At 69.8% G+C, this 21063-nt stretch carries 17 protein-coding genes; 11 read left to right on the top strand and 6 right to left on the bottom strand.

All coding sequences use genetic code 11. From position 1 onward, the window contains the following. Positions 1-131 precede the first annotated feature (131 nt). The 4 genes from BM339_RS17485 to BM339_RS17470 all read left to right on the top strand — a co-directional run bounded on the left by BM339_RS17485 (position 132) and on the right by BM339_RS17470 (position 4091). Positions 132-689, top strand: a complete 558-nt coding sequence (locus tag BM339_RS17485; RefSeq protein ID WP_075021522.1) for a TlpA family protein disulfide reductase — start codon at positions 132-134, stop codon at positions 687-689. After that, positions 690-1541 (top strand): cytochrome c biogenesis CcdA family protein, encoded by an 852-nt coding sequence (locus tag BM339_RS17480; protein ID WP_075021521.1) that lies wholly within the window; start codon positions 690-692, stop codon positions 1539-1541. Positions 1542-1986: 445 nt separating this feature from the next. After that, positions 1987-2670: a response regulator transcription factor gene (locus BM339_RS17475; protein WP_177287711.1), complete on the top strand. Its 684-nt coding sequence runs from the start codon at positions 1987-1989 to the stop codon at positions 2668-2670. After that, positions 2667-4091, top strand: a complete 1425-nt coding sequence (locus BM339_RS17470) for a HAMP domain-containing sensor histidine kinase (RefSeq protein ID WP_075021519.1) — start codon at positions 2667-2669, stop codon at positions 4089-4091. Before BM339_RS17475 ends, BM339_RS17470 begins: the two co-directional genes overlap by 4 nt. A 316-nt stretch (positions 4092-4407) precedes the next feature. On the opposite strand, the gene BM339_RS17465 is transcribed toward BM339_RS17470, so the two are convergent. Together BM339_RS17465 and BM339_RS17460 are read right to left on the bottom strand one after the other, a co-directional pair. After that, positions 4408-6558, bottom strand: a complete 2151-nt coding sequence (locus BM339_RS17465) for an MMPL family transporter (RefSeq protein ID WP_075021518.1) — start codon at positions 6556-6558, stop codon at positions 4408-4410. A 382-nt stretch (positions 6559-6940) separates the two neighbouring features. Next, the gene (locus BM339_RS17460) at positions 6941-7903 is read right to left on the bottom strand and encodes a helix-turn-helix transcriptional regulator (RefSeq protein WP_075021517.1); all 963 of its coding nucleotides are present in this window, start codon (positions 7901-7903) and stop codon (positions 6941-6943) included. 63 nt (positions 7904-7966) lie between these two features. Between BM339_RS17460 and BM339_RS17455 the strand changes: the two genes are divergently transcribed. Then, positions 7967-9109: an epoxide hydrolase family protein gene (locus BM339_RS17455; RefSeq protein WP_075021516.1), complete on the top strand. Its 1143-nt coding sequence runs from the start codon at positions 7967-7969 to the stop codon at positions 9107-9109. Between the two features lie 7 nt (positions 9110-9116). On the opposite strand, the gene BM339_RS50700 is transcribed toward BM339_RS17455, so the two are convergent. After that, positions 9117-9371, bottom strand: a complete 255-nt coding sequence (locus BM339_RS50700) for a hypothetical protein (protein ID WP_218163671.1) — start codon at positions 9369-9371, stop codon at positions 9117-9119. Between the two features lie 335 nt (positions 9372-9706). Then, positions 9707-10351 carry a TetR/AcrR family transcriptional regulator gene (locus BM339_RS17445; RefSeq protein ID WP_256255385.1) on the bottom strand — a complete coding sequence of 215 codons (645 nt, stop codon included), beginning with the start codon at positions 10349-10351 and terminating at the stop codon, positions 9707-9709. Positions 10352-10474: 123 nt separating this feature from the next. Between BM339_RS17445 and BM339_RS50695 the strand changes: the two genes are divergently transcribed. From BM339_RS50695 to BM339_RS17420, 6 genes are read left to right on the top strand one after another with little or no spacing between them, the layout of a single operon-like run. After that, positions 10475-11416, top strand: a complete 942-nt coding sequence (locus BM339_RS50695; protein ID WP_218163670.1) for a fumarylacetoacetate hydrolase family protein — start codon at positions 10475-10477, stop codon at positions 11414-11416. A 9-nt stretch (positions 11417-11425) separates the two neighbouring features. Next, positions 11426-12541: a VOC family protein gene (locus BM339_RS50690; protein ID WP_218163669.1), complete on the top strand. Its 1116-nt coding sequence runs from the start codon at positions 11426-11428 to the stop codon at positions 12539-12541. A 24-nt stretch (positions 12542-12565) separates the two neighbouring features. Further along, positions 12566-14434: an acyl-CoA synthetase gene (locus BM339_RS17435; RefSeq protein WP_075021515.1), complete on the top strand. Its 1869-nt coding sequence runs from the start codon at positions 12566-12568 to the stop codon at positions 14432-14434. Next, positions 14431-16014 (top strand): bifunctional 3-(3-hydroxy-phenyl)propionate/3-hydroxycinnamic acid hydroxylase MhpA, encoded by a 1584-nt coding sequence (gene mhpA, locus BM339_RS17430; protein ID WP_075021514.1) that lies wholly within the window; start codon positions 14431-14433, stop codon positions 16012-16014. The genes BM339_RS17435 and mhpA overlap by 4 nt, the downstream gene beginning before the upstream one ends. 33 nt (positions 16015-16047) lie before the next feature. After that, positions 16048-17091 (top strand): MBL fold metallo-hydrolase, encoded by a 1044-nt coding sequence (locus tag BM339_RS17425; protein ID WP_143118478.1) that lies wholly within the window; start codon positions 16048-16050, stop codon positions 17089-17091. 59 nt (positions 17092-17150) lie between these two features. Beyond that, positions 17151-18146 (top strand): amidohydrolase family protein, encoded by a 996-nt coding sequence (locus BM339_RS17420; protein ID WP_075021639.1) that lies wholly within the window; start codon positions 17151-17153, stop codon positions 18144-18146. Positions 18147-18243: 97 nt separating this feature from the next. On the opposite strand, the gene BM339_RS17415 is transcribed toward BM339_RS17420, so the two are convergent. Continuing rightward, positions 18244-19194, bottom strand: coding sequence for an LLM class flavin-dependent oxidoreductase (locus BM339_RS17415; RefSeq protein WP_218163668.1), 951 nt, complete (start codon positions 19192-19194; stop codon positions 18244-18246). Positions 19195-19314: 120 nt separating this feature from the next. Next, complete coding sequence (locus BM339_RS17410; RefSeq protein WP_075021511.1) at positions 19315-20931, bottom strand: PucR family transcriptional regulator; 1617 nt, start codon at positions 20929-20931, stop codon at positions 19315-19317. Positions 20932-21063: the final 132 nt, after the last annotated feature.

Below are 21063 nucleotides of genomic sequence, written 5' to 3'. Positions count from 1 at the left end.
CTGCCCGATTCACCTGCACGGACGCAATTTTCGGCGGGCACAAGGTTGGGATGGGCGTTTGGTTCGGTCCGGGCGGTGACGTCATCGACATGTAAGGGTCGGCGTGGACGGAGCAGATCTACCGTGACGGCATGAAGATGTTCAGTCTGTCCCTATCCACGCTGGCAATCGTGCTGACCGCATGCGGTGGTGAGACCGCTGAGCCGGGTGTCGCCGCGTCGTCGGCGACGGTTTCAGCACCGACGAGCGCGGCGTCGAGCAAGGCGCCCGTCAAGGAAGCACCCGCGTTGCTGAGGTTCCAGGGAGCCAAGCTCGATGGAACGGCGTTCGACGGCAAGAGCTTGGCAGGCAGGCCGGTAGTGCTCTGGTTCTGGGCGCCGTGGTGCCCCAAATGCCAGGCCGAGGGGCCCGCGGTCGCCAAGGCCGCTCAGAAGTACGGCGACAAGGTCGCCTTCGTGGGCGTCGCCGGGCTCGACAAGGACAAAGCGGCGATGGAAAGGTTCGTTTCGCGCACCGGCACGTCCGGGATCGTCCAGCTGGACGACCGGACCGGTGCCCTCTACAAGCACTTCAAGGTCACCTCGCAGTCCTCTTATCTGATCGTGAACCCCGAGGGTGGCAGCCACTCGGCGGTGGGTCCATTGGACGAGGCCAAGCTGTCCTCCCTCATCGACAAGCACGCCCTGTAAATGGACGACCTCGCACTCGCGTTGGCCGCCGGATTGGTCGCGGCTTTCAATCCGTGCGGCTTCGCGATGTTGCCTTCGTTCCTGGCCCTGCTGGTTTCCGGGCCCGGTGGTGCGGCGCGGGCGCTGCGGTTGACGGCGGCCATGACGTTGGGCTTCATCACCGTCTTCGGAATCTTCGGCCTGGTGATCAGCGTCGCGACCGCTCCGATCCAGCGGCACCTGCCGTGGGTCACCGTCGTGACCGGCGGGCTCCTGATCGTGCTCGGCGTCTGGCTGGCGTCCGGGCGGGAACTGCTGCTGCGGCTTCCGCGCCTGAACGTCGGCGGGCCGACCGGCTCGTTCGTCGGCCTCTACGGATACGGCGCTTCCTATGCGGTCGCCTCCCTGTCGTGCACCATCGCGCCGTTCCTCGCCGTCACCGGGCTGGTCTCCGGGGGCGGCGATCTGCTGGACGGGCTGGCCGCGTTCGTCGCGTACGGTGTCGGAATGGGCCTGGTCGTCGGACTGCTGGCCCTCCTCGTCGCCCTTGCCCAGGAAGCCGCCGTCCGAAGGACCCGAGCGGTCCTTCCCCACGTCTCGCGAGCCAGCGGGGTGTTCCTGCTCCTGGCAGGCGTCTATGTCGGCTACTACGGCTGGTACGAGTTGCGCCTCAACGCCGGAGCCTCCGCCGACGACCCGATCGTTGGTACCGTCACTGACATTCAGGGGCAGGTCACCACATGGCTCGACGCCCTCGGCGTCCGCTGGATCGCCGGAGCCTTCGTTCTCGCGGTCGTCCTGGCAATGGCGCTCCGCACCCGCAGACGCAGGAAGCAGTCCGCTTCTCCTTCGGTGACCGACAACGTGATGTGAGCCGCAGACCCCGTCATCAGCATGAGCATCCCCTTGTACGGACGCGACCCGTTCCACGTCCCCGGCCGCCCGGCAACGTTCCCGGTCTTCGATCTGGGAGGCGGCCATGTACAACCGGCGAACTCGGCAGCGGCCACCCGTTCTTGCGCTCCAGCCCGGCCAGCAGACCCCGCACATACGCCATGGCCCCCGCCGCGGCTCAACCGCCCGAACCGGTGGTCCACCCGGATACCCAGCTCATCCAGCCCAGCCACCCAACTCACCGACATCGACGTCCACCGATCAAGCCTGCCGCGCCGACCAAGAGCAAGCCCCAGGGCCGTCGCAGTATTAGGTATCCGTGAGAGCGCGGTCCCCAGCGACGCGCTAATGCTGGTCTCAGGTTGGTCGGGGACAATGAGCGGCAAAAGCATCGACTGGAAGGGGGCGGGCCGGCGTGCGGATCATGATCGCGGATGATGAGAGGGCCATCCGTGAGTCGCTGGAGCGGGTGCTCCAGGTCGAGGGTTACGACACCAGCACCGTCGCCAACGGTCTCGCCGTGCTCGACGGGGTCGGTGGGGCCGGCGGTGACACGCTGGATCTGCTGATCCTCGACGTGATGATGCCCCGCCTCGGCGGGCTGGAGACCTGCCGGCGGTTGCGGGCCGCGGGCCGGGATCTGCCGGTGCTGATGCTGACCGCCCGTGACCAGGTCTCCGACCGGGTCGCGGGGCTGGACGCGGGCGCCGACGACTACCTGCCCAAGCCGTTCGCCACCGAGGAGTTGCTGGCCCGGGTGCGGGCCCTGCTGCGCCGGCGCACGCCGCCCGACGAGGAGTCGCAGATCCTGTCGTTCGCCGACGTCCGGCTCGATCCCGACAGGTTCGAGGCGTGGCGTGGCGGGCGGCCGCTGCGCCTGACCCGGACCGAGTTCTCCCTCCTGGAGGTCCTCCTGCGCAACGCGACCCGGGTCTTGACCCGCGACGCGCTGTTCGAGGCGGTCTGGGGCTTCGACATGAGCGCCACCGCCAACAACCTCCAGGTATACGTGAGCTACCTGCGCCGCAAGATGGAGGCCGAGGGTGAGCCGCGATTGATCTACACGCTGCGCGGCCTGGGATACACGTTGCGGGAGACCCCTCCGTGAGCAGGCCCGCCGGTCGGGAACCGCGCCGGCTGACCCGATGGTGGCGCCGGCGGTCCCTGCGGACCAGGCTGACGGTGATCGCGGCGACGGCCATCGCGGTCAGCGTGTTCGCGGCCTTCCAGGCGGGCATCGAGCTACTGAACTGGGAGCTGCAGGACACCGCCGAGGATCAGCTACGCGCCGACTCCCGCGTCCTGGCGACGAACGCGGAGCGCACCGGTCTGGCGCAGGTCCAGCTACCGCCGTATCTCCAATCCGGTCGGCTGGTGCGGGTCATCCTGCCCGACGGCTCGACCCGGACACCGGCCGGCCAGCCCGCGCTGCCCCCGGTCAGCAAGCCCGCCGGGCGCGTGGCGCAGGGAGCGTCGGCCGATCTGGTGGAGTCGAACGACGGCTACTTCATCTACACGCTGCGGGTGGGCGACGGCGCGGTCCAGGTGGCTCGCGTCGCCGACGACGACAGCCCGATCACCCGGTTCGGGTTGGTCATGCTGCTGATCGGGCTGCTCTGCGTGGTCGGTGGCGCCCTTGTCGGACGGACCGTGGCGCGGACCGGGCTGGCACCGATCGACCGGCTGACCGCCGCCGCGGTACGTGTCGCGCACACCCGGGATCTCGACGCCGACATCCCGGATGAGGGCGGTGGGGAGATCCGGCGGCTGATCCAGTCGATCAATGACATGCTCGCCGCGCTCCGGGACTCCCGGCGGGCCCAGCGGCTGCTCGCCGAGGACGCCGCCCACGAGCTCAAGACCCCGCTCACCAGCCTGCGCGTCAACGTCGAGCTGCTGATCCGGCTCGATCGGCGCGGCACCCTGGACAGCGCACTGCCGGCGGAGAGCCGGACCCGGCTGCTCAACGATCTCGGCGCCCAGGTGGCCGAGTTGAGCACCCTTGCCGCCGAGCTGACCGACCTGGCGCGCGGCGACGTCAGCGACGAGAGCACCGAGCTGCTCGACCTCGCCGACGTGGTGGTGGCCGCCGCGACCCGGGCGCGTTCCCGCGTACCCGACATCGAGGTCGCGCTCGACGTGACCTCCGTGTGGGTGAGCGGACGTCCCGCTGCGCTCCAGCGGGCGGTGCTCAACCTCATCGACAACGCCGGCAAGTGGTCTCCCGCGGACCAGCCGGTCCAGGTCCGGCTCCGCGCCGAGGGCGCATCGGCGGTGCTCGAGGTCGACGACGCCGGGCCCGGCATCGACGCCGCCGACGTACCGCGGGTGTTCGACCGGTTCTACCGTGCCGACAGCGCCCGGGCGTTGCCGGGATCCGGTCTGGGGCTGTCGATCGTGCAGCGGGTCGTCGACGCCCACGGCGGCCGGGCCACCGTCGCCCGCTCCGCACGCGGTGGCGCGCTGCTTCGGGTCGACCTTCCGGCCGCGGCCCCGCCCGCGCCGATCGCACGGCCCACCACCGGGTAGGACATCGCGGCGCGCTGCCCCCCGCCCCAGGGGCGCGGCGCAGGATCAAAGGCTGGCGGCCGTCGGGCATGGTCCCGTGCGGCTCACCGCCGGGTAGGACACGGTACGCCGACCCTGGCCCCGGCCGCACGGCGCAGGACCAAAGGCTGGCAGCCCTCGGGCATGGTCCCGCGCGGCTCACCACCGGGGAGGACACGGTACGCCGACCTTAGCCCCGACGCACGGCGCAGGACGGAGGCCGGCGGCCGGTCGGACCCATGGAAAGATCCGGGACGGGGCTGGGGCCCCGTCCCGGATCTCGTCCGTGCCGCCGCGCTTACCGTTGCAGCGTGGGCTCCGCGTTGTCGGCGAGCGACTGTTGACCGTCCGGCAGCTCCGCCGCTGGACGGGACAGCGGGCTCGGCCACCAGATCCGCCGGCCGATCAGCAGGGTGAGGGCGGGCACCAGGACCGACCGCACCAGCAGGGCGTCGAGCAGGACGCCGAAGGCGACCAGGAACCCGACCTCGATCAGCATCACCAGCGGAAGTGTGGCGAGGACCGCGAACGTGGCCGCCAGGACCACGCCTGCCGAGGTGATGACGCCACCGGTGGCGGAGAGGGCTTTGAGCATGCCCCTTCTGGTGCCGAGACGCACGGTCTCCTCCCGGGCCCGGCTGGTCAGGAAGATGTTGTAGTCGACGCCGAGCGCCACCAGGAACAGGAATGCCAGCAGCGGCACCGAATAGTCGATGCCCTTGAACCCGAGGATCGTGTCGAAGACGAACACGCTGCCGCCGAAGGCCGCGGCGAATGAGACGATCACGGTGGCCATCAGGACCAGCGGGGCCACGATCGCGCGCAGCAGCAGCCCGAGGACGATCAGGACGACGGCGAGCACCAGCGGGATCACAAGCTTCTGGTCGCGGCTGGTGGTCACCTCGGTGTCGAGGTTCTCCGCACTCGGCCCGCCGACGATCGCCTCCGCCCCGCTCACCGCGTGCACGGCGGTGCGCACCCGCTTGATCGTGTCGTACTCGGCGGCGGTTTCCGGCGCGTCCGTCGGGAACGCGGAGATGTTGGCCCAGCCACCGCTGGTCTCCTCCGGGATGGCCATGGCCACACCGCGCGTGTCCTTGACGATGTCGAGCACCCGCTCCTGGTGCGCCGGCCGCGTCAAGATCGTCATCGGCTGGCCGCCGAGCTCTGGGAAGTGCTGGCGGAGAACGGTGAAGCCGGTGACCGACTCCGGCGCGGACAGGAACTGGTCCTGCTCCCGCAGGGGGCCGGTGTTGCCCGCCAGCCCGATGGCGAGCATGGCGAGGATTCCGAACGAGCCGAGCGTCGCGACCCACCGGCGGCGGTTGATGGCGGTGCCAAGCCGTCCCCACAGCCCCGGCTTCTCCTCCACGGCCGTGCTGAACCGCGGGATGGCCGGCCAGAAGATCCGCCTGCCGAGCACCACGAGCACCGCCGGGAACAGCGTCAGCATGGCCACCAGCGCGCACAGGATGCCGGCCGCGCCGATCGGGCCCAACCCGCTGGTGCTGTTCAGGTCCGCGGCGAGCAGGCAGAGCAGGCCGGCGACCACGGTGGCCGCGGACGCGACGATGGCCGGCGCCGCGCTGCGTAGCGCGTGGACCATCGCGACCCGGACGTTCTCGTGGTGGTGCAGTGACTCCCGGTACCGGGCGATGAGCAACAGCGCGTAGTCCGTGCCGACGCCGAATACCAGGATCGTCAGCAGCGCCGAGTTCTGGCTGTTGACCACGATGCCGAAGCCCTTGACGAGCAGGTAGACGGTCGCCATCGCGGTCAGTGCGGCCGCGCCCACGACCACCAGCGGGATCAACCACAACACCGGGCTGCGGTAGGTGAGGATGAGCAGGAGCGTGACGACGACGACGGTGGTGAGGAAGACCTGCAGGTCGATGCCGTCGAAGACGGCGTCCATGTCGCCGTCGATCGCACCCGGGCCGGTCACGTCGAGTTCCAGGCCGGCGGGGCGGTCCTTCGCGGCGTCACGCAACGGGCCGACGATGGCCTCCGGTTCGCCGTAGGTCGTGCTCACCGGGAGGGTGAACATCATCGCCTTGCCGTCGGTGGAGGATCTCGTCGGCGGGCCCTCGTCCTCGCCGTCGGCCGGGGCCGCCGCCTTCGGCGGGTACCGCTTGGCAAGGGTGTTGTAGTGACGCTCGACCGTCGCGCGGTCGGCGTCGGTCATGCCGCCGGCGCGGTGGTACACGAAGACGAACGTGTTGTCGTCACCGCCGGGGAGCCTGTCTTCCAGCACCGCCACCTTGGTGGACTCGGCACTGGCCGGCAGGGTGTCCGCGGCGCTGTCGGTGGTGACCGAGCTCAACTTTCCGCTCAGCGGCACCATGAACGCCGCCAGCACCATCCAGAAGCCGATCACCAACCACGGCACCCATCGACCGGCCAACCGGCCGGGTGGCGCTTCCCCGGACGGCGCTGCGTTGACTGCCATCACTGGCCTCCTACACGGGTTACATCGCGTATCTGACGCCTGCTTCCTACTGAGCGAACCTGAGACGACCGTTAATACGGTGCTCAGGCCGGTTGGCCGAACCAGGTGCCCAGCGCACGCACCAGCGTGGTGGCGTCGAGGTCCTGCCCAGGGCGAATGCGTTCTCAGATCTTGAGATGAGCCGGTCGGCCTGCGGGGGGCACGGCGGGGCGGGTGGCCTGGTCGAGAACGACGAACGCGATCCCCGATGATCTTGGATGTCCAAGCCAGTCGATCAAGACGGGGACCGCGTTCGCGTGCCAACTTTCCGATCGACGCCCAGGTCCGCCACTGCGAGGCTGGGCATCACTGTCACGCAAGCGGGGGCGCAGACGGTCGAGATTCACGTCGTGGATGCGCCACGCGCCGCGCGGCGGAACCTCGTCGCGAGGCGATCGAACGCCGCCGCGAGCTCGTCTCCGTCGATCACCTCGATGTCGAGGTCGAACTGAGTCATCCACAGCGCGAGCCGGTCCGGGTCGTCGGAACCCAGCTCGACGTGGCACGTGGACTCGTCGACCACCTCGATATCGACCGGGATGCGGATCTTCGCGGCGACCCTGGCGGCGGGAGCATGCACGAGTACCCGGGCGCGGTACTTCCAGGCCGCCTTGCTGACGCGCCTGACGACGTACTCGACGACTTTGTCCTCCGAGACCACGCGCGGCTGGAACCGCTCGCCCGTCGGTGCGTGCGGAACCATGCGGTCGACGCGGAAGATCCGCCAGTCATCACGGTCGAGGTCCCACGCGAGCAGGTACCAGAGCGACCCCCAGCTCACCAGCCGTTGCGGTTCGGTGTGGCGGGCCGCTTCGCTGCCCCCGGGCTTGGTGTATCCGAACCGGAGCCGTTCGTGGCCGCGGATCGCGGCGGCGACCGCACCGAGAATCGAGAGATCGAGCGGCGGTCGAGCCCCTGGAACGACGCTCGTCGCCTCGCGCACCGCCTCGACGCGCCGGCGCAGGTGCGAGGGCAGCACTTGCTCCAGCTTCGCGAGCGCGGTGAGCGATGTCTCTTCGACGCCGAGCCTCTGGGTGGCGACCGCACCCAGTCCGACGGCGACGGCGACGGCCTCGTCGTCGTCGAGCAGCAGCGGGGGCATCGCCGTCCCGGCGGCCAGCCGGTATCCGCCCGCGACACCGGGGCGCGCGTTCACGGGATAGCCGAGCGACCGCAGCTTGCCGATGTCGGCGCGCACCGTCCTCGTGCTCACGTCGAGGCGGCCGGCGAGCTCGGAGCTCGTCCAGTCGCGCTTGAGCTGGAGCAATGACAGCAGTTCGAGCAGGCGGGCGGAGGTCTCCAACATGTTCTCGATCCTTCCAGCAATCGCGGAAGCCAACCTTCCGCATTGCCTGGGAGCGTCGGAGTCATGCACGAGAACAACGCACTCACACCGTTCCGTATCGACATCCCGCAGGCCGACGTCGACGACCTGCGTGACCGGCTGGCACGCACGCGCTGGCCGATCCCCGTGCCGGGCCGGGACGATCGCACTGATTTCAGCCGCGGTATCCCGCTGGTGTACCTGAGGGAGCTCGCCGAGTACTGGCGCGACGGGTTCGACTGGCGTGCGCAGGAGGCGAAGCTCAACGAGTACGAACAGTTCACGACGGTCGTCGACGGCCAGACGTTCCACCTCGTCCACGCGCGATCGACGAACCCGGAGGCCACCCCGCTGATCCTGAACCACGGCTGGCCGGGCTCGTTCGTCGAGTACCAGCAACTCATCCCGCTGCTGGCCGATGAGTTCCACGTGGTCATCCCGTCGCTGCCCGGCTTCGGGTTCTCCACCCCGCTGTCAGGGACCGGCTGGGAGCTGGCGCGGACGACGGATGCCTACGCCGAGATCATGACGCGTCTCGGCTACGAGAGGTTCGCGGCCCACGGCACCGACATCGGTGCGGGCACCACCGGGCGCCTCGCGGCGCTCTACCCGGAGCGCGTCATCGGCACGCACACCGGAAGCGACCCCCGGGTGCTCGGGTTGCTCGGCGAGAAGTTCCCGTACCCCGACGGTCTGTCCGATGACGAGACCGCCCAGCTCGAGGCGATGCGCACCGAGGATGTGGCCGAGCGCGGGTACCTCCTGATGCAGGACCACCGCCCCGACACGATCGGCGCGGCGCTCACCGACTCGCCGGTCGGTCAGCTCGCGTGGATCGCCGAGAAGTTCAAGACCAGGACCAGTGGCGACCACCGGACGCCGGACGAGACGGTCGACCGCGACCAGCTCCTCACGAACATCAGCCTGTACTGGTTCACCCGCAGCGGCGCGTCGAGCGCGCAGTTCTACTACGAGTCCGAGCACTCCGGAATCGACTTGTTCATGCCCTCCGACGTGCCGTCCGGATGGGCCGTGTTCGGCACGCACCCGCTCATGCGCCGCGCGATGGACCCGTGGAAGGCGATCGGCCACTGGAGCGAGTTCACCGAGGGCGGTCACTTCCCCGCAATGGAGGAGACGGAGCTGCTCGCGAACGACATCCACACCTTCTTCCGCGGCATTTCCTGACTCCGCGTCAGGGCCCGCGGGCCACGAAGACCCATTCAAGGCCCGGCCGGTGGTCCGGCACGTCCAAGACCTCGTCGACCTCGAACCCGGCGGCGTTCAGCGACGCCTCGATCTCGTCCCGCTCGTAAAACCGCAGGGTTGAGACCGAGGTGACCACCTCGCCGCCGGGCAGGATCGGGACGCTGGTCGAACGCAAGAGCCGGTACCTGAAGCTCGTCCACCTCGCCGGTGACCGGTCGTCCGAGGCCTTCGTGGAAGCCATCACACCCATGCTGACCTCGCCGCCCACTGCGGCCCGCAAGAGCCTGACCCGGGACCAAGGATCATAGCCGGCTCGCCACGACCTGCTCGCGCCCTCGGCCAAGGTCTTCGGCACCTACGCCGGCATGTACACCGGCAGCTGGGCCGGCGGCGGCTTCCTGGGCCCGGCGCTGGTGGGCGGGATGGTCGACGTCAACGGCTGGCCCTGATGCTCATCGACATCACCCTGGTCGCCTCGCTGTCGATCATCGTCGTCGCCAGGATCAGCGCGCTGCGGTGGTGCACCGTCCTGGCCCTCGCCGAGTAACCAGCGTTCGAGGAGCAACTTCTCGGGGCTCAGGGGAGGTCGGGGAGTGGCCGGGTGGCCAGGTGGTGGGCTTCGGAGGCCTTCAGGCCGAACATGCGGAGCAGGTTGATGGTGACCTGTTGGATCGCGGTGTCGGGGTCGAGGTCGGGTCGGGCGTCGAGGAGATGGAGGGCGCCGAGGAGGGCGCCGCCGACGCAGGCCACGGCGAGTTCGGGGTCGCCGATGTCCAGGCGGCCCGCGGCGTGGGCGGCCTGGAGGTCGTGGAGCGCGTGTTCGGGCATGCCTTGACCGGCGGTGAGGTAGGGCAGGCCGCTGTGCAGGAGGATTTTCGAGACCTGGGGGTGGGTGTCGCGTAGGCGGGCGGTGAGGCGGACGGAGGCGGCGAAGACCTCTGCCGGGTCGTTCAAGTGGGCGGTGGCCCGGCGGAGTAGGTCGGCATGGTCGGTGAGGGCCTGGGAGATGGCGGCGTCGAACAGTTCGGTCTTGCTGGTGAAGTGGTTGTAGAACGAGCCGAACCCGACGTCTGCGGCATCGGTGATCTGCTGGATGCTCGCCTCGGTCCCGTGCCGCCCTGCCAGCAGCCGCTGCGCCGCCGCGATCAACGCGGCCCGCGTGCGGGCCTTGCGCCGGTCCATCCGGTTGGCCGGATGCGTGCTCCGTGCTGTGTCGTTCACGCTTGAAAGATACAACGTCTATCAGTACTGATGAAAGTATCAGTACTGATAGACGTTGACGTTCTGGTCGGGCAGGTCTGATGCTTCCCTCCCAGGCACCAGCACTTATGCAAGGAACAGCCCATGACCGTGCCCATCGTGAGAACATCAGCCGGCTGGCGGATCGATACGCCCGGCGGCCTGGTCCCTGTGAGGACCGCCGCGGCCACCACCGCCGAGTTGCTGGCCGACCGCGCCGCGATCGAGGCGGCCGTGAGCGATGGCGGGGCCGCCGAGCCGGTTGTGGAGGCCGAGACGCTGCTCTCGCCGGTGACGCCTCCCTGCCGGGTGGTGGCGCAGATGGTCAACTACCGGTCGCATGCCGTCGACTCGAACTTCGACCCGGACCGGGTGCCGCCCGCGTTCTTCCGCAAGTCGTCCGGATCGATCACCGGCCCGCACGCGACCGTTCTGCGCCCGGACGGCGTGCGGCTGCTCGACCACGAAGTGGAGCTCGGGCTCGTCATAGGCGCCCCGATGCCGGTCGGGACGGAGGTGACCGATGAGAATATGGCCGATTTCGTCGCGGGTCTGGTCATCGCCAACGACGTCAGCGCGCGCGATCTGCAGTTGCCCAAGACCCAGTTCTACGAGAGCAAGTCCTATCCGACCTTCACGCCCCTCGGGCCGCGGCTGCTGCTCACCGGGGCCGCGGACCTCGCCCGGCTGACGGACCTGCGCCTGACCTGCGCGGTCAACGGCCGGATCCGGCAGGACGGCACGGCGTCCGACATGATCGTCACCCCTGCGCGGGCGCTGAGCCTGCTGTCGCGCTTCCAGCCGCTGGAGCCCGGCGACGTGCTGCTCACCGGTACCCCGGGCGGCACCGCGCTGCGCTCGCCCGGCCTGCTGATCGAGAAGCTTGGCGCGCTGCTGCCCGCGCACGTCAAGTGGAAGACCTTCTTCCGGCGCCAAGAGGGCAACCCCGCCTACCTGAAGGACGGCGACGTCATGACCCTGCGCATCCGAACCGACGACGGTGCTCTGGACCTCGGTGAGCAGCGCACCCCCGTCGCGTCCGTCTGAGGAGGGGAAATGCACACTGATCCGCACAAGGGCCTGCACAGTGAACAGGGTGCGCTGCGCGGCGAGCACCAGGGGCGGGCCGCCGATCCCGTTATCAAGGTCGTTGACCTCGCCTGGCTGGAGTTCGGCAAGCCGGACCTGGATCGGGCCGAGACCTTCGCCCGTGACTTCGGTTTCACCACCGTCGAGCGCACGCCCGCGGCGCTGCGGCTGCGCGGGGTGCTGCCGGGCACCGATTGCCTCGTCATCCGCAAGTCCCCGGCCTCCCGGTTCGCCGGCCCGGTCTTTCAGGCCGCCGACCTTCGCGACCTGCGGCGGCTGGCCGACGCGACCGGCGGCGAGGTCGCCGATCTGGAAGGCGGCGGCCGGTACGCCGGCGCCCGGACGCCTTCGGGGATCGAAGTCCGGGTCGTGCACGGCGCGCCGGAGCACGGCGGCCTCGATCTGCAGCGGCCGCTCACGCTCAACTACGGCGCGCGCGTTGACCGGGTCAACGCCGTTCAGCGTCCACCGCAGGAGCCCGCGCGGGTCGAGCGGCTGGGCCACGTGGTGCTGTCCACCCCGGTCTTCCTGCGGGACCTCGACTGGTTCCTCGAACACCTCGGTCTGATCGTCAGCGACTTCCTTTACCTGGACGGTCAGCGTGGCCGGGGCCCGACCATGGCGTTCATCCGCTGCGACCGGGGCGGCGAGCCGGCCGACCATCACACCCTCGCGATGCACCTCGGCCCGTCCACCGGTTACGTCCACTCCGCCTACCAGGTCGCCGACCTTGATGCCTTGGCCACAGGCGGTGAGTACCTGAAGGAGCGCGGCTACCGCCGCTCGTGGGGAATCGGCCGGCATATCCAGGGCAGCCAGATCTTCGACTACTGGCGCGACCCCGACCGGCTGCTGCTGGAGCACTTCACCGACGGCGACCGCTTCGATGCCTCCGTCGAGCCGGGCTGGGCCGCCATGTCGGCCTCCGGGCTCGCCCAGTGGGGACCGCCCGCCACCGCCGACTTCCTCGGCAGCACTCCGTCCCCTGCCCTGCTGCGCGAAGCGATCGCGGCCCTGCGCGCGGACAACGAACTCGACCTGACGCGGCTGCTCGCCCTCGCAAAGGCGATGCGCCCCTCCTGACCTCCGTATCCGAGGAGAATTCCGATGACCGCTGCGCCGCACACGCACGGCAATCGTCCGCTCATCCTGCTGCCCGAGGACCTGCCCGCCGTGGAGGCGGTCCCATTGGACGAACGCGACCTGCCCGCGAGCACGTACGAACTCCTCAGCCGCACTGCCACCGCGTATCCCAGCCGGCCCGCCCTGTATCTGCTCGGAGAGCGCGGCCGGGCCTGGCGTGAGGCCCCATGCTGGACGTACGGCACGTTGCTGGAGCGCGTGCATCAGGCCGCGAACGCATTCCTTGACCTCGGCGTTCCCGAAGGCGGTGTCGTCGCGTCGATGCTGCCGAACTCCGGGGCCGCCTACGCGGCCCTGCTCGGCGCCCAGGCCGTGGGAATCGCCAATCCCGTCAACCCGATGCTCGCCGAGGACCACCTGGCGGAGATCCTCACCCTCACGGGTGCGCGGCTGCTGCTGGCGCCCGGGCCCGGCGTGTCGCCGCGATTGTGGGACAAGGCGCAGCGCATCGCCGCCCGGCTGCCCGGTCAGTTCATCCTGGCCGCCGCCGGTTCGCCGCCAGGCGACATGGGAGCGGACTTCGACGCGGCCGCCGCGCGCCAGCCGCCCGACAAGCTGTGCACGGGACGTCGCCCCCGTCCCGACGACCTGGCCGCCTACTTCCATACCGGCGGGACGACCGGGGTGCCCAAGGTGGCCCCGCACACCCACGCCATGGAGGTCTACATGGCCTGGGCGCTGGGCTGTTCAGGCGCCTACCTCGACGACGCCGTCGTCCTGTCCGGCCTGCCGTTGTTCCATGTGAACGCCGTCCACGTCACGGGGCTGGGTCCGTTCCTGCATGGGACGCCGGTCGTCAGCCTCGGACCGCTCGGCTACCGGGACGGGGTGCTCATGGACGACTTCTGGCGCATCATCGAGCACTACAGGGTGACGAGCTTCTCCGGAGTGCCGACGGTCTACGCCGGGCTGCCCGAGGTGCCCGAGGACGTCGACATCTCCAGCCTGCGCGCCGGGGCCGTCGGTGCGGCTCCGCTGCCGCGGAAGGTGCGGCGCGGGTTCGAGGAGTCCGCCAAGGTCCCGATGTTGGAGGGGTACGGGCTGACGGAGGCCACCTGCGCGACGGCCGCCACCCCCGCGTTCGCGCCGCGTCCGGGCTCGGTCGGGCTCCGGCTGCCCTACCAGCAGGTCAAGGCCGTGACGCTGGGCCCGGCGGATCGCCCGCCGGCCGACTGCCCGACCGGAAGGACGGGAGTCCTGGCGATCAAGGGGCCCAGCGTCTTCCCCGGCTACCTGCGACCCGGACCGGACGGGCCCGCGCCCGACCCGTCCGAGAAGGTTCTCGACGGGTGGCTGCTCACCGGTGACCTCGGGAGGGTGGACGCCGACGGCTACGTCTACCTCACCGGCCGCGCCAAGGACCTGATCATCCGCGGCGGCCACAACATCGACCCGCGGCCGATCGAGGAGTCACTGCTCGGGCATCCCGACGTCACCGCCGCGGCCGTCGTCGGCGCGCCCGATTCGCATGCGGGTGAGGTGCCCGTCGCGTACCTCGTCCTTTCCCGGGGCGCCGGCGCGGACGAGGCGGACCTGCTCGCCTGGGCGCGCGCCCGCGCCCCCGAGCCCGCGGCGGCCCCCAAGGCGGTGCACGTGGTGGACAGCCTGCCGACGACGCCCATCGGCAAGGTCTTCAAACCCGCGCTCATCGAGGACGCCGTACGCCGTCTGGTGCAGGCCGCGCTGGGCCAGGCGGGTGCCACCGGGCACGTGTGGGTCGAGACACGCGACGGGCGACCGCACGCCCGCATCCGGTTGACCGGAGGGGAAGACACGAGCGCGCTGACCGCCGAACTCGAGAGGTACGCCTTCACGCACGAGGTCACGGCGTGACCGCCGAGCCCGTGCTGATCATCGGGGCCGGGCCGACCGGGCTGACGGCCGCGATCCTGTTGGCCCGGCACGGAGTGCGCAGCCTCGTCGTCGAGCGGCATCGCGACGTTTACCCGCTGCCCCGGGCCGTCCACCTGGACGACGAGGTGCTGCGGATTCTGCAGAAGGCCGGCGTGGCCGAGAGGTTCACCGCCGTCAGCAGGCCGGCCCTCGGCATGCGCCTGCTGGATGGGCGGCACCGGGTCATCGCGGAGTACCGGCGTGACGAACTCGTCGGCGTCCACGGCTGGCCCCAGGCCAACCTGTTCGACCAGCCCGACCTGGAACGGCTGCTGCGCGCCGCTCTCGGCGAGTACCCCGAGATCCGGTTGCGCGCCGGCGTCGAGGCCGAGCACATCGACCCCGGGGACGCCGTCCGGCCCGCCGAGGTCAGACTGCGCGACGTGGCCACCGGGGTCGCCGATACCGTCAAGGCACGAGCCGTGCTCGGGTGCGACGGGGCCAACAGCCTGGTCCGGGAGGCCATCGGCACGCGGATGCGCGACCTGCGGTTCACCGAGCGGTGGCTCGTGGTCGACGGGCGCTGCGCGCGGCGACTCGACACATGGGACGGCGTCGACCAGATCTGCGACCCCCGCCGGGCCGCCACCTTCATGAGGATCGGCCCGGACCGCTACCGCTGGGAGTTCCGGATGCGCCCCGGCGAGACCGCCGAGGACCTCACGGTCCCCGGCTCGCTCGCCCGACTCCTCGCTCCCTGGACCCGCGGCGTCTCGTTCTCGGAGATCGAGGTGATCCGCAGTGCTTCCTACACATTCCGGGCCCGCGTGGCCGACCGGTGGAGGAGCGGGCGGCTCTTCCTGCTGGGCGACGCCGCCCACCTCACTCCGCCGTTCATCGGGCAGGGCCTGTGCGCCGGGCTGCGCGACGCGGCCAACCTCAGCTGGAAACTCGCCGCGGCCGACGCCGACCCGATCCGCGGCGACGGGCTCCTGGAGACCTACGAGAGGGAACGGAAACCGCACGTCACCCGCATCATTCGGATGGCGGTGTCCACCGGGTGGGCGATGACCGGCGGTCAGGGCCCGGCCGCGTCCCTGCGGCGCGCCGCCCTGGCCAGGGTGCTCCGGATGTCCGCCGTGACCCCGCTGATGCTGCGCGGCGTCTCGCCCCGGCTGCGACCGGGACCTCTCGTGGCGCGATCCCGATGGGCGGGGACCCTCATGCCCCAGCCTTCCGTCACCGTCGACGGAGCGCGCCGCAGGCTCGACGACCTCATCGGCCCCGGCTTCGCCATCGTCACCACCCGCCCGGAGACCCCGGTGACCGCGCGCCTGGCCGCCGTCCTGCACGCGACGGTCGTGCGCGTCGGTCCTGACGGCATCGAGATCCATCCCCCGGACGGCGTGCCGGGGATCGGACGGGAAAGCGTCCTCGGCGGCTGGCTACAGCGGATGGGCACGTCCGCGGTCGTCGTCAGGCCCGACCGGACCGTCCTCACCCTTCTCCCACCTGCCTCCCCTTCCACCGGATGCTCCACGCCCGGCTGGCTGACCCTCCTTGCTTCCGCCTCCTCGTAAGAGGAGCCGCACCCACCCCTCAGAGGAGAACCCGTGAAACTGAAAAGATTGCGGATCGTCCTTGCAGTACTGATCGCCGTTTCGATCGTCGCGGCGGCCACGGTTTACCTCAGCCGCGACCGCATCGTCGACTCCGTAATCCGCGACCGTCTGAAAGACGACACCGACCACGCGTTCGTCCAGGACAAAGAGCACATTCGCGTCCTGCTGTGCGGCACCGGCTCGCCCGAAATGAGCGCCGCCCGCGCCCAGGCGTGCACGCTCGTCGCCGCAGGCGGCAAGCTGTTCCTGTTCGACGCCGGCGAGGGCACCACCAAGTCGCTCTCCGACTCCAAGGTCCCCTTCGGCGCGCTGGAGCGGGTCTTCATCACCCACTTCCACTCCGACCACTTCAACGGACTCGGCTCCCTCATCAACGCGACCTGGATCTGGGGCCGCGAGAAACCGCTCGATGTTCGGGGCCCGGTCGGTCTCGACAAGGTCGTCGAGGGCCTGAACTCCGCCTACGCGCTCGACCACGGATACCGCAAGGCGAACATGCGCACCCTCGACGCCAGCGGCGCGGCGGCCGACGCCGTCCCCACCGAGATCGAGATGCCGCCCGGTACCCGGTCCGTCCGCGTCTACGACCAGGGCGGCGTCACCATCGACGCCCGGCTCGTCGTCCACGATCCCGTCTCACCCGCCTTCGGCTACGTCCTCGGCTACCGCGGTAAGAAGGTCTTCATCAGCGGCGATACCGAGGTGAGCCCCGTCAACCTTCCCGCCATGCAGGACGCCGACCTCGTCGTCCACGAGGCCTACGCCACCCACCTCGTCCGCCGCGCCATCCCCCACATGCGGGACATGGGCCGCACCCACGACGCCGAGGTCGCCGAACGCACCATCCGCTACCACGCCGACACCATCGCCCTGGCCAAGCAGGCGCAGCAGGCGGACGTGAAGCAACTCGTCCTCACCCATCTCACGCCCTACCCGTCCGGCTTCATGGCCCGCCGCCTGTTCACCCAGGGCATGACCGACCATTACAAGGGCGAACTCACCTTGGGGTCCGATGGGCTCCTTATCGTCGTGTGAAGCATGGTGCGGCACCCTTCCGCCCTGCCATGTCACGGCTCGATGCTTTGAGGGGAATGATGGAATCCAGCCCTGCTGAGGACTCCGTTCCGCTGATCGACGTCCATGCGCATTTCGTCACCGACTTCTATGTGGCCGAGGCTCGCGCCGCCGGGCACGTCAACCCCGACGGCATGCCCGGCTGGCCGGAATGGGACGCCGACAGGCAGGTGGCCTTCATGGACCGGCACGGAATCGGCACCGCGCTGCTGTCGGTGTCGTCCCCGGGCACGCACTTCGGGGACGACGACGCCGCGCGGTCGCTGAGCCGCCGGGTCAACGAGTTCGCCGCTGCGATGCACGTCCGGTACCGCGGGCGGTTCGGCCACCTGGCCGCCCTGCCTCTCCCCGACATCGAGGGGGCGCTAATCGAGGCCGCCCACGCCCTGGACGTTCTCCAAGCTGACGGGGTGGCGATCCAGTCCAACCACCACGGCACCTATCCGGGAGACCCACGGTTTGAGCCGCTATGGGAGGAACTTGACCGGCGAAGCGCCGTGGTGTTCGTCCACCCGACCTCGCCGCCGCACGCCGACGCGGTGGCGCTCGGCAGGCCACGTCCCATGCTCGAATTCCTCTTCGACTCCGCACGAGCCGCCTCGGACCTGGCGCTGTCGGGGGTACTCGCCCGTCACCCGGGGATCTCCTGGGTCTTCACGCATTGCGGAGGCGTCCTGCCTGCGCTCACCGACCGGCTGGAGTTGTTCCGCTTCGTGCTTCCCAAGCCCGCGGGCGGTTCGGACGACAGCGTTCGGGAGCAGTTGGGCGACCTCTGGTACGACTTGGCGGGAACCCCTTTCCCTCACCAAGCTCCCGCGCTGGCCGCCGCGTTCGGCACCGGGCGCCTGTTGTACGGCAGCGATTCTTGCTGGACGCCGGACTTCGTCGTCGAAGCGCACCTGCGCTCCCTGGACACGGCGCCCCCGCCACCCGGGGCGGCCACCTGGCGCGCCCTCACCACGTCCAACGCCCGCCGGCTGCTACACCGCACAGCCGGCCAGCCCAGAACGCTGTAGTGGCAACTGCGCATCGGCCAGAGCGACCATTCGGCCGCCAAGACCGGCATCGCCGCCATGTCGCTCATAGGCGCCGCCTACCTGGCCTCCGCCGCCATTAGCGCAGTTCGGGAAGCAGTTCGCGTCCAAGATGCGTGATCTGTTCCCGGGTCAAGGAGCCGGGCAGAGACAGTGCGACCGACCCGGCGCCGGCCTGGTGAAGGGCGTGAACGGCGTTGGCGCAGTCGTGTGCTGTACCGCAGACCGTCAGCGTCTCGATCCATTCGCGGGGAATGCGGGCGGCGAATTCGTCCAGGGATGCGCACATGGCGCGAAGCTCGTTCACCTTCTCGGCCAGGCCGGTGGGTTCCAGGTGTGCTTGGCTGGATGGAGAATTCAGTTCGGTGGCGACGAGCGGGCGCAGTCGTTCCGCGGCTGCAGCTTTGTCCTGGTCAAGGCTTATCGGAGTGCCCACCAAGAGCTTTCCCGGGTCCGGACTGGCCGCTTCGCGTCGTCCCTGGGCGACCAGGTCGGCGGCATGCTCGATGTAGCCGGGTGTGACCGGCCAGGCCAGGATGACGCCGTCGGCGCTGCGGCCGGCCAGTTCCAGGGATTTAGGCCCGCGAACACCGGCCAGAACGGGTGGTGGCGTTTCCGGTGGGTGGTCGAGTTTGACGGCGTCGAGGTGTACGTAGTCGCCATTAACGCTCACGGTCTGTCCCGCCAGCAGGGCGCGCACCGCTTCCAGCCGCTCGCGCAGCGCGGTCAGGGGAGACCGTGGGGCGGCGCCGACTTGGCGCATCCAGCCGGGCATGCCGTGTCCGAGCCCGCCTACGACGCGATGTGGGTAGAGCTCCGCGAGGGCGGCCAACTCCATGGCGGTGAAGGCCGCGTTGCGGGCGGCGGCCGGCAGGATCCCGATGACGACGGTGATGTCGTCGGTGGCGGCCAGGGCGGCCGATACGGCGGCGATGCCTCCAGCGAAGAAGCAGTCCTCGGCAAGCCAGAGCTCGTCGAAACCGGCATCCTCGGCATGCCGCGCGATCCGTGGGATGCGCGCGGGCGGCAACTGCGGAGGGAGGGACAACCCGACCCGAACTGATCTCATTCGCGCCATTGAACCAGACGTACCGGCAGGAACGGGGAGGCCAACGGCCTTGCAGCTGGGTGGCGCTGACTGTGATCGGGGCTACTTGCGGCGAGGTGCCGAATGCCGAAGCAAGCCATGTCCACGCACAGCGAGGTGCAGTCGCTGCTGGGCGTCGCTACTGCTCAGGTCGAGGCGGAGAATCCTGCTGATCCGGTCGAGCCTGTAGTACAGCGTACGCCGCTGAACGAACAGGAGCTCGGCCGTACGTGCCTTGTTGCCTCCGGTGTCGAGAAAGGCGCGGAGCGTCGGAAGCAAGGGGTTCGAGCTCTGCGCGTCGTGGGAGAGGATCGGCCCGAGTTCGTCCTCGACGTAGCGGGCCAGTTCAGGGCCTTCTGCGAGCGCGACCAGGAGTCGCAGGGCACCGAGGTCGTCGAAGCGCAGGAAGTGGTCGGCCTCGGTTGCGGTCGCCGCGGATGCCGCGCTCCTGCCCTGGCGAACCGCGGTGGTCAGGAGTGTCGCGGGCACCAGTCGGCTGATGCCGCCCCAGTGGCCGCCTTCGGTGAGGCTTCGAGTGAGCTGGTCTTCGGCGATGTCGCGGTCCAGAGCGACGACGGCGAGGGCGAAATCTCCGATGTCGCCGACGACGGCGTTGAGCCTGAGCCTGCGGATGGCGTGTTCGACGGACTGGACCGGGGAGCCATCGCGTTCATCGCCCCTTCTCCGGGCGGCGACGACGACGAGGAGGGGCTTGCCGCGCAGGTCCCTGCCGAGTCCGAGGGCGCTCTGGACGAACTCTTCGCCTGAGATGTCGTCGAGCATGAGCCGGCTGAGCAGGGCTCCTTGCCGCTGGACCGAACGGGCCCCGCTCTCCCGCTCGCTCAGGAGACTGATGGCTATGGCGGCGGTGGCGCGTTCCAGGGCGTTCAGATCCGCGGACGTTGGCTGAGTGGCCCCGTGCAGCAGATGAATCCATCCCCACGACTCGCCTCGCAGCACCACCGCCCGTCGGGCGCAGGCGGAGTCGTCGCGGAAGGAGCCTGGCCGTGCCGCAGATGCATGCCATCCCCGGCTGATGGCGGGTGTTCGCCGCTCGTGGATGGCGCGTGAGTGCGCCTCCCAGTCCGCGACGACGGCGTCGGACTCTGCGGTAGCGCCCGAGTAGGCCAGCATCTGGTGGGCGACGTTCTCGAGCACGATCGGGTGCCCGGTGCGGCGGGCTACCTCGTCGACCATCGCGAGGTAGTCCGCGTCGGCGAGCAGCAGGTTCATGAACGCCTGTCCGGTGGCCTCGTCGGCCATCATCTGCGACATCCGGCCCTGCACCAGCACCTCGTGCACCTGGGCGGAGGCTTCCACGAACGGGATCTCGTCGCGCAGCCCGACCAGGGTGAGGCCTGCCGTTTCGGCTTCCTCGATGGCCGCGGCGGGCATCGTGTCGAATCTCCGGCCGGCGAGCTCGATGACCAGAACGGAGGCGCGCGCGTCCGCGACCCGGCGGATGAAGGCACGTTGGAGATCCGCGGTCTCGCCCATGCCGAGCCCAGCGGTCAGCAGCATTTCCTGGCCGGAGAGGAACCGGTGGATGTCGGGGATCTCACCCGCGTGGACCCACCGGACCGGCCGGTCCAGATACGCCTCACCTGCGTAGACCCGGACCTCCGTCCGTTGGAAGACTTCGAGCTGAAGCGCCTGGCGAACCGTCAGGACCTCGACCACTGGATACCTCACTTCGTGCAGAACTTCAGGAGATTGTTGCACCTTCTGTATCTGCCGTGGCGCTCTGCCGTAGCCGCACACTTGTCGTCACCCCCACCAGCGGTTCTCCGCAACGTCATCCCCGTGTAACTG

The sequence above is a fragment of the Actinomadura madurae genome (assembly GCF_900115095.1).
Classification (GTDB): Bacteria; Actinomycetota; Actinomycetes; order Streptosporangiales; family Streptosporangiaceae; genus Spirillospora; species Spirillospora madurae.
This window is presented reverse-complemented; position numbering and strand designations above follow the sequence as displayed.

Coding starts and splice junctions, on each gene's coding strand:
- BM339_RS17435 (WP_075021515.1), top strand. CDS start 12,566: ATGACCGCTGCGCCGCACACGCACGGCAATCGTCCGCTCATCCTGCTG.
- BM339_RS17480 (WP_075021521.1), top strand. CDS start 690: ATGGACGACCTCGCACTCGCGTTGGCCGCCGGATTGGTCGCGGCTTTC.
- BM339_RS17475 (WP_177287711.1), top strand. CDS start 1,987: ATGATCGCGGATGATGAGAGGGCCATCCGTGAGTCGCTGGAGCGGGTG.
- BM339_RS17460 (WP_075021517.1), bottom strand. CDS start 7,903: ATGTTGGAGACCTCCGCCCGCCTGCTCGAACTGCTGTCATTGCTCCAG.
- BM339_RS50690 (WP_218163669.1), top strand. CDS start 11,426: ATGCACACTGATCCGCACAAGGGCCTGCACAGTGAACAGGGTGCGCTG.
- BM339_RS17455 (WP_075021516.1), top strand. CDS start 7,967: ATGCACGAGAACAACGCACTCACACCGTTCCGTATCGACATCCCGCAG.
- BM339_RS17485 (WP_075021522.1), top strand. CDS start 132: ATGAAGATGTTCAGTCTGTCCCTATCCACGCTGGCAATCGTGCTGACC.
- BM339_RS17420 (WP_075021639.1), top strand. CDS start 17,151: ATGGAATCCAGCCCTGCTGAGGACTCCGTTCCGCTGATCGACGTCCAT.
- BM339_RS50695 (WP_218163670.1), top strand. CDS start 10,475: ATGACCGTGCCCATCGTGAGAACATCAGCCGGCTGGCGGATCGATACG.
- BM339_RS17465 (WP_075021518.1), bottom strand. CDS start 6,558: ATGGCAGTCAACGCAGCGCCGTCCGGGGAAGCGCCACCCGGCCGGTTG.
- BM339_RS50700 (WP_218163671.1), bottom strand. CDS start 9,371: ATGGCTTCCACGAAGGCCTCGGACGACCGGTCACCGGCGAGGTGGACG.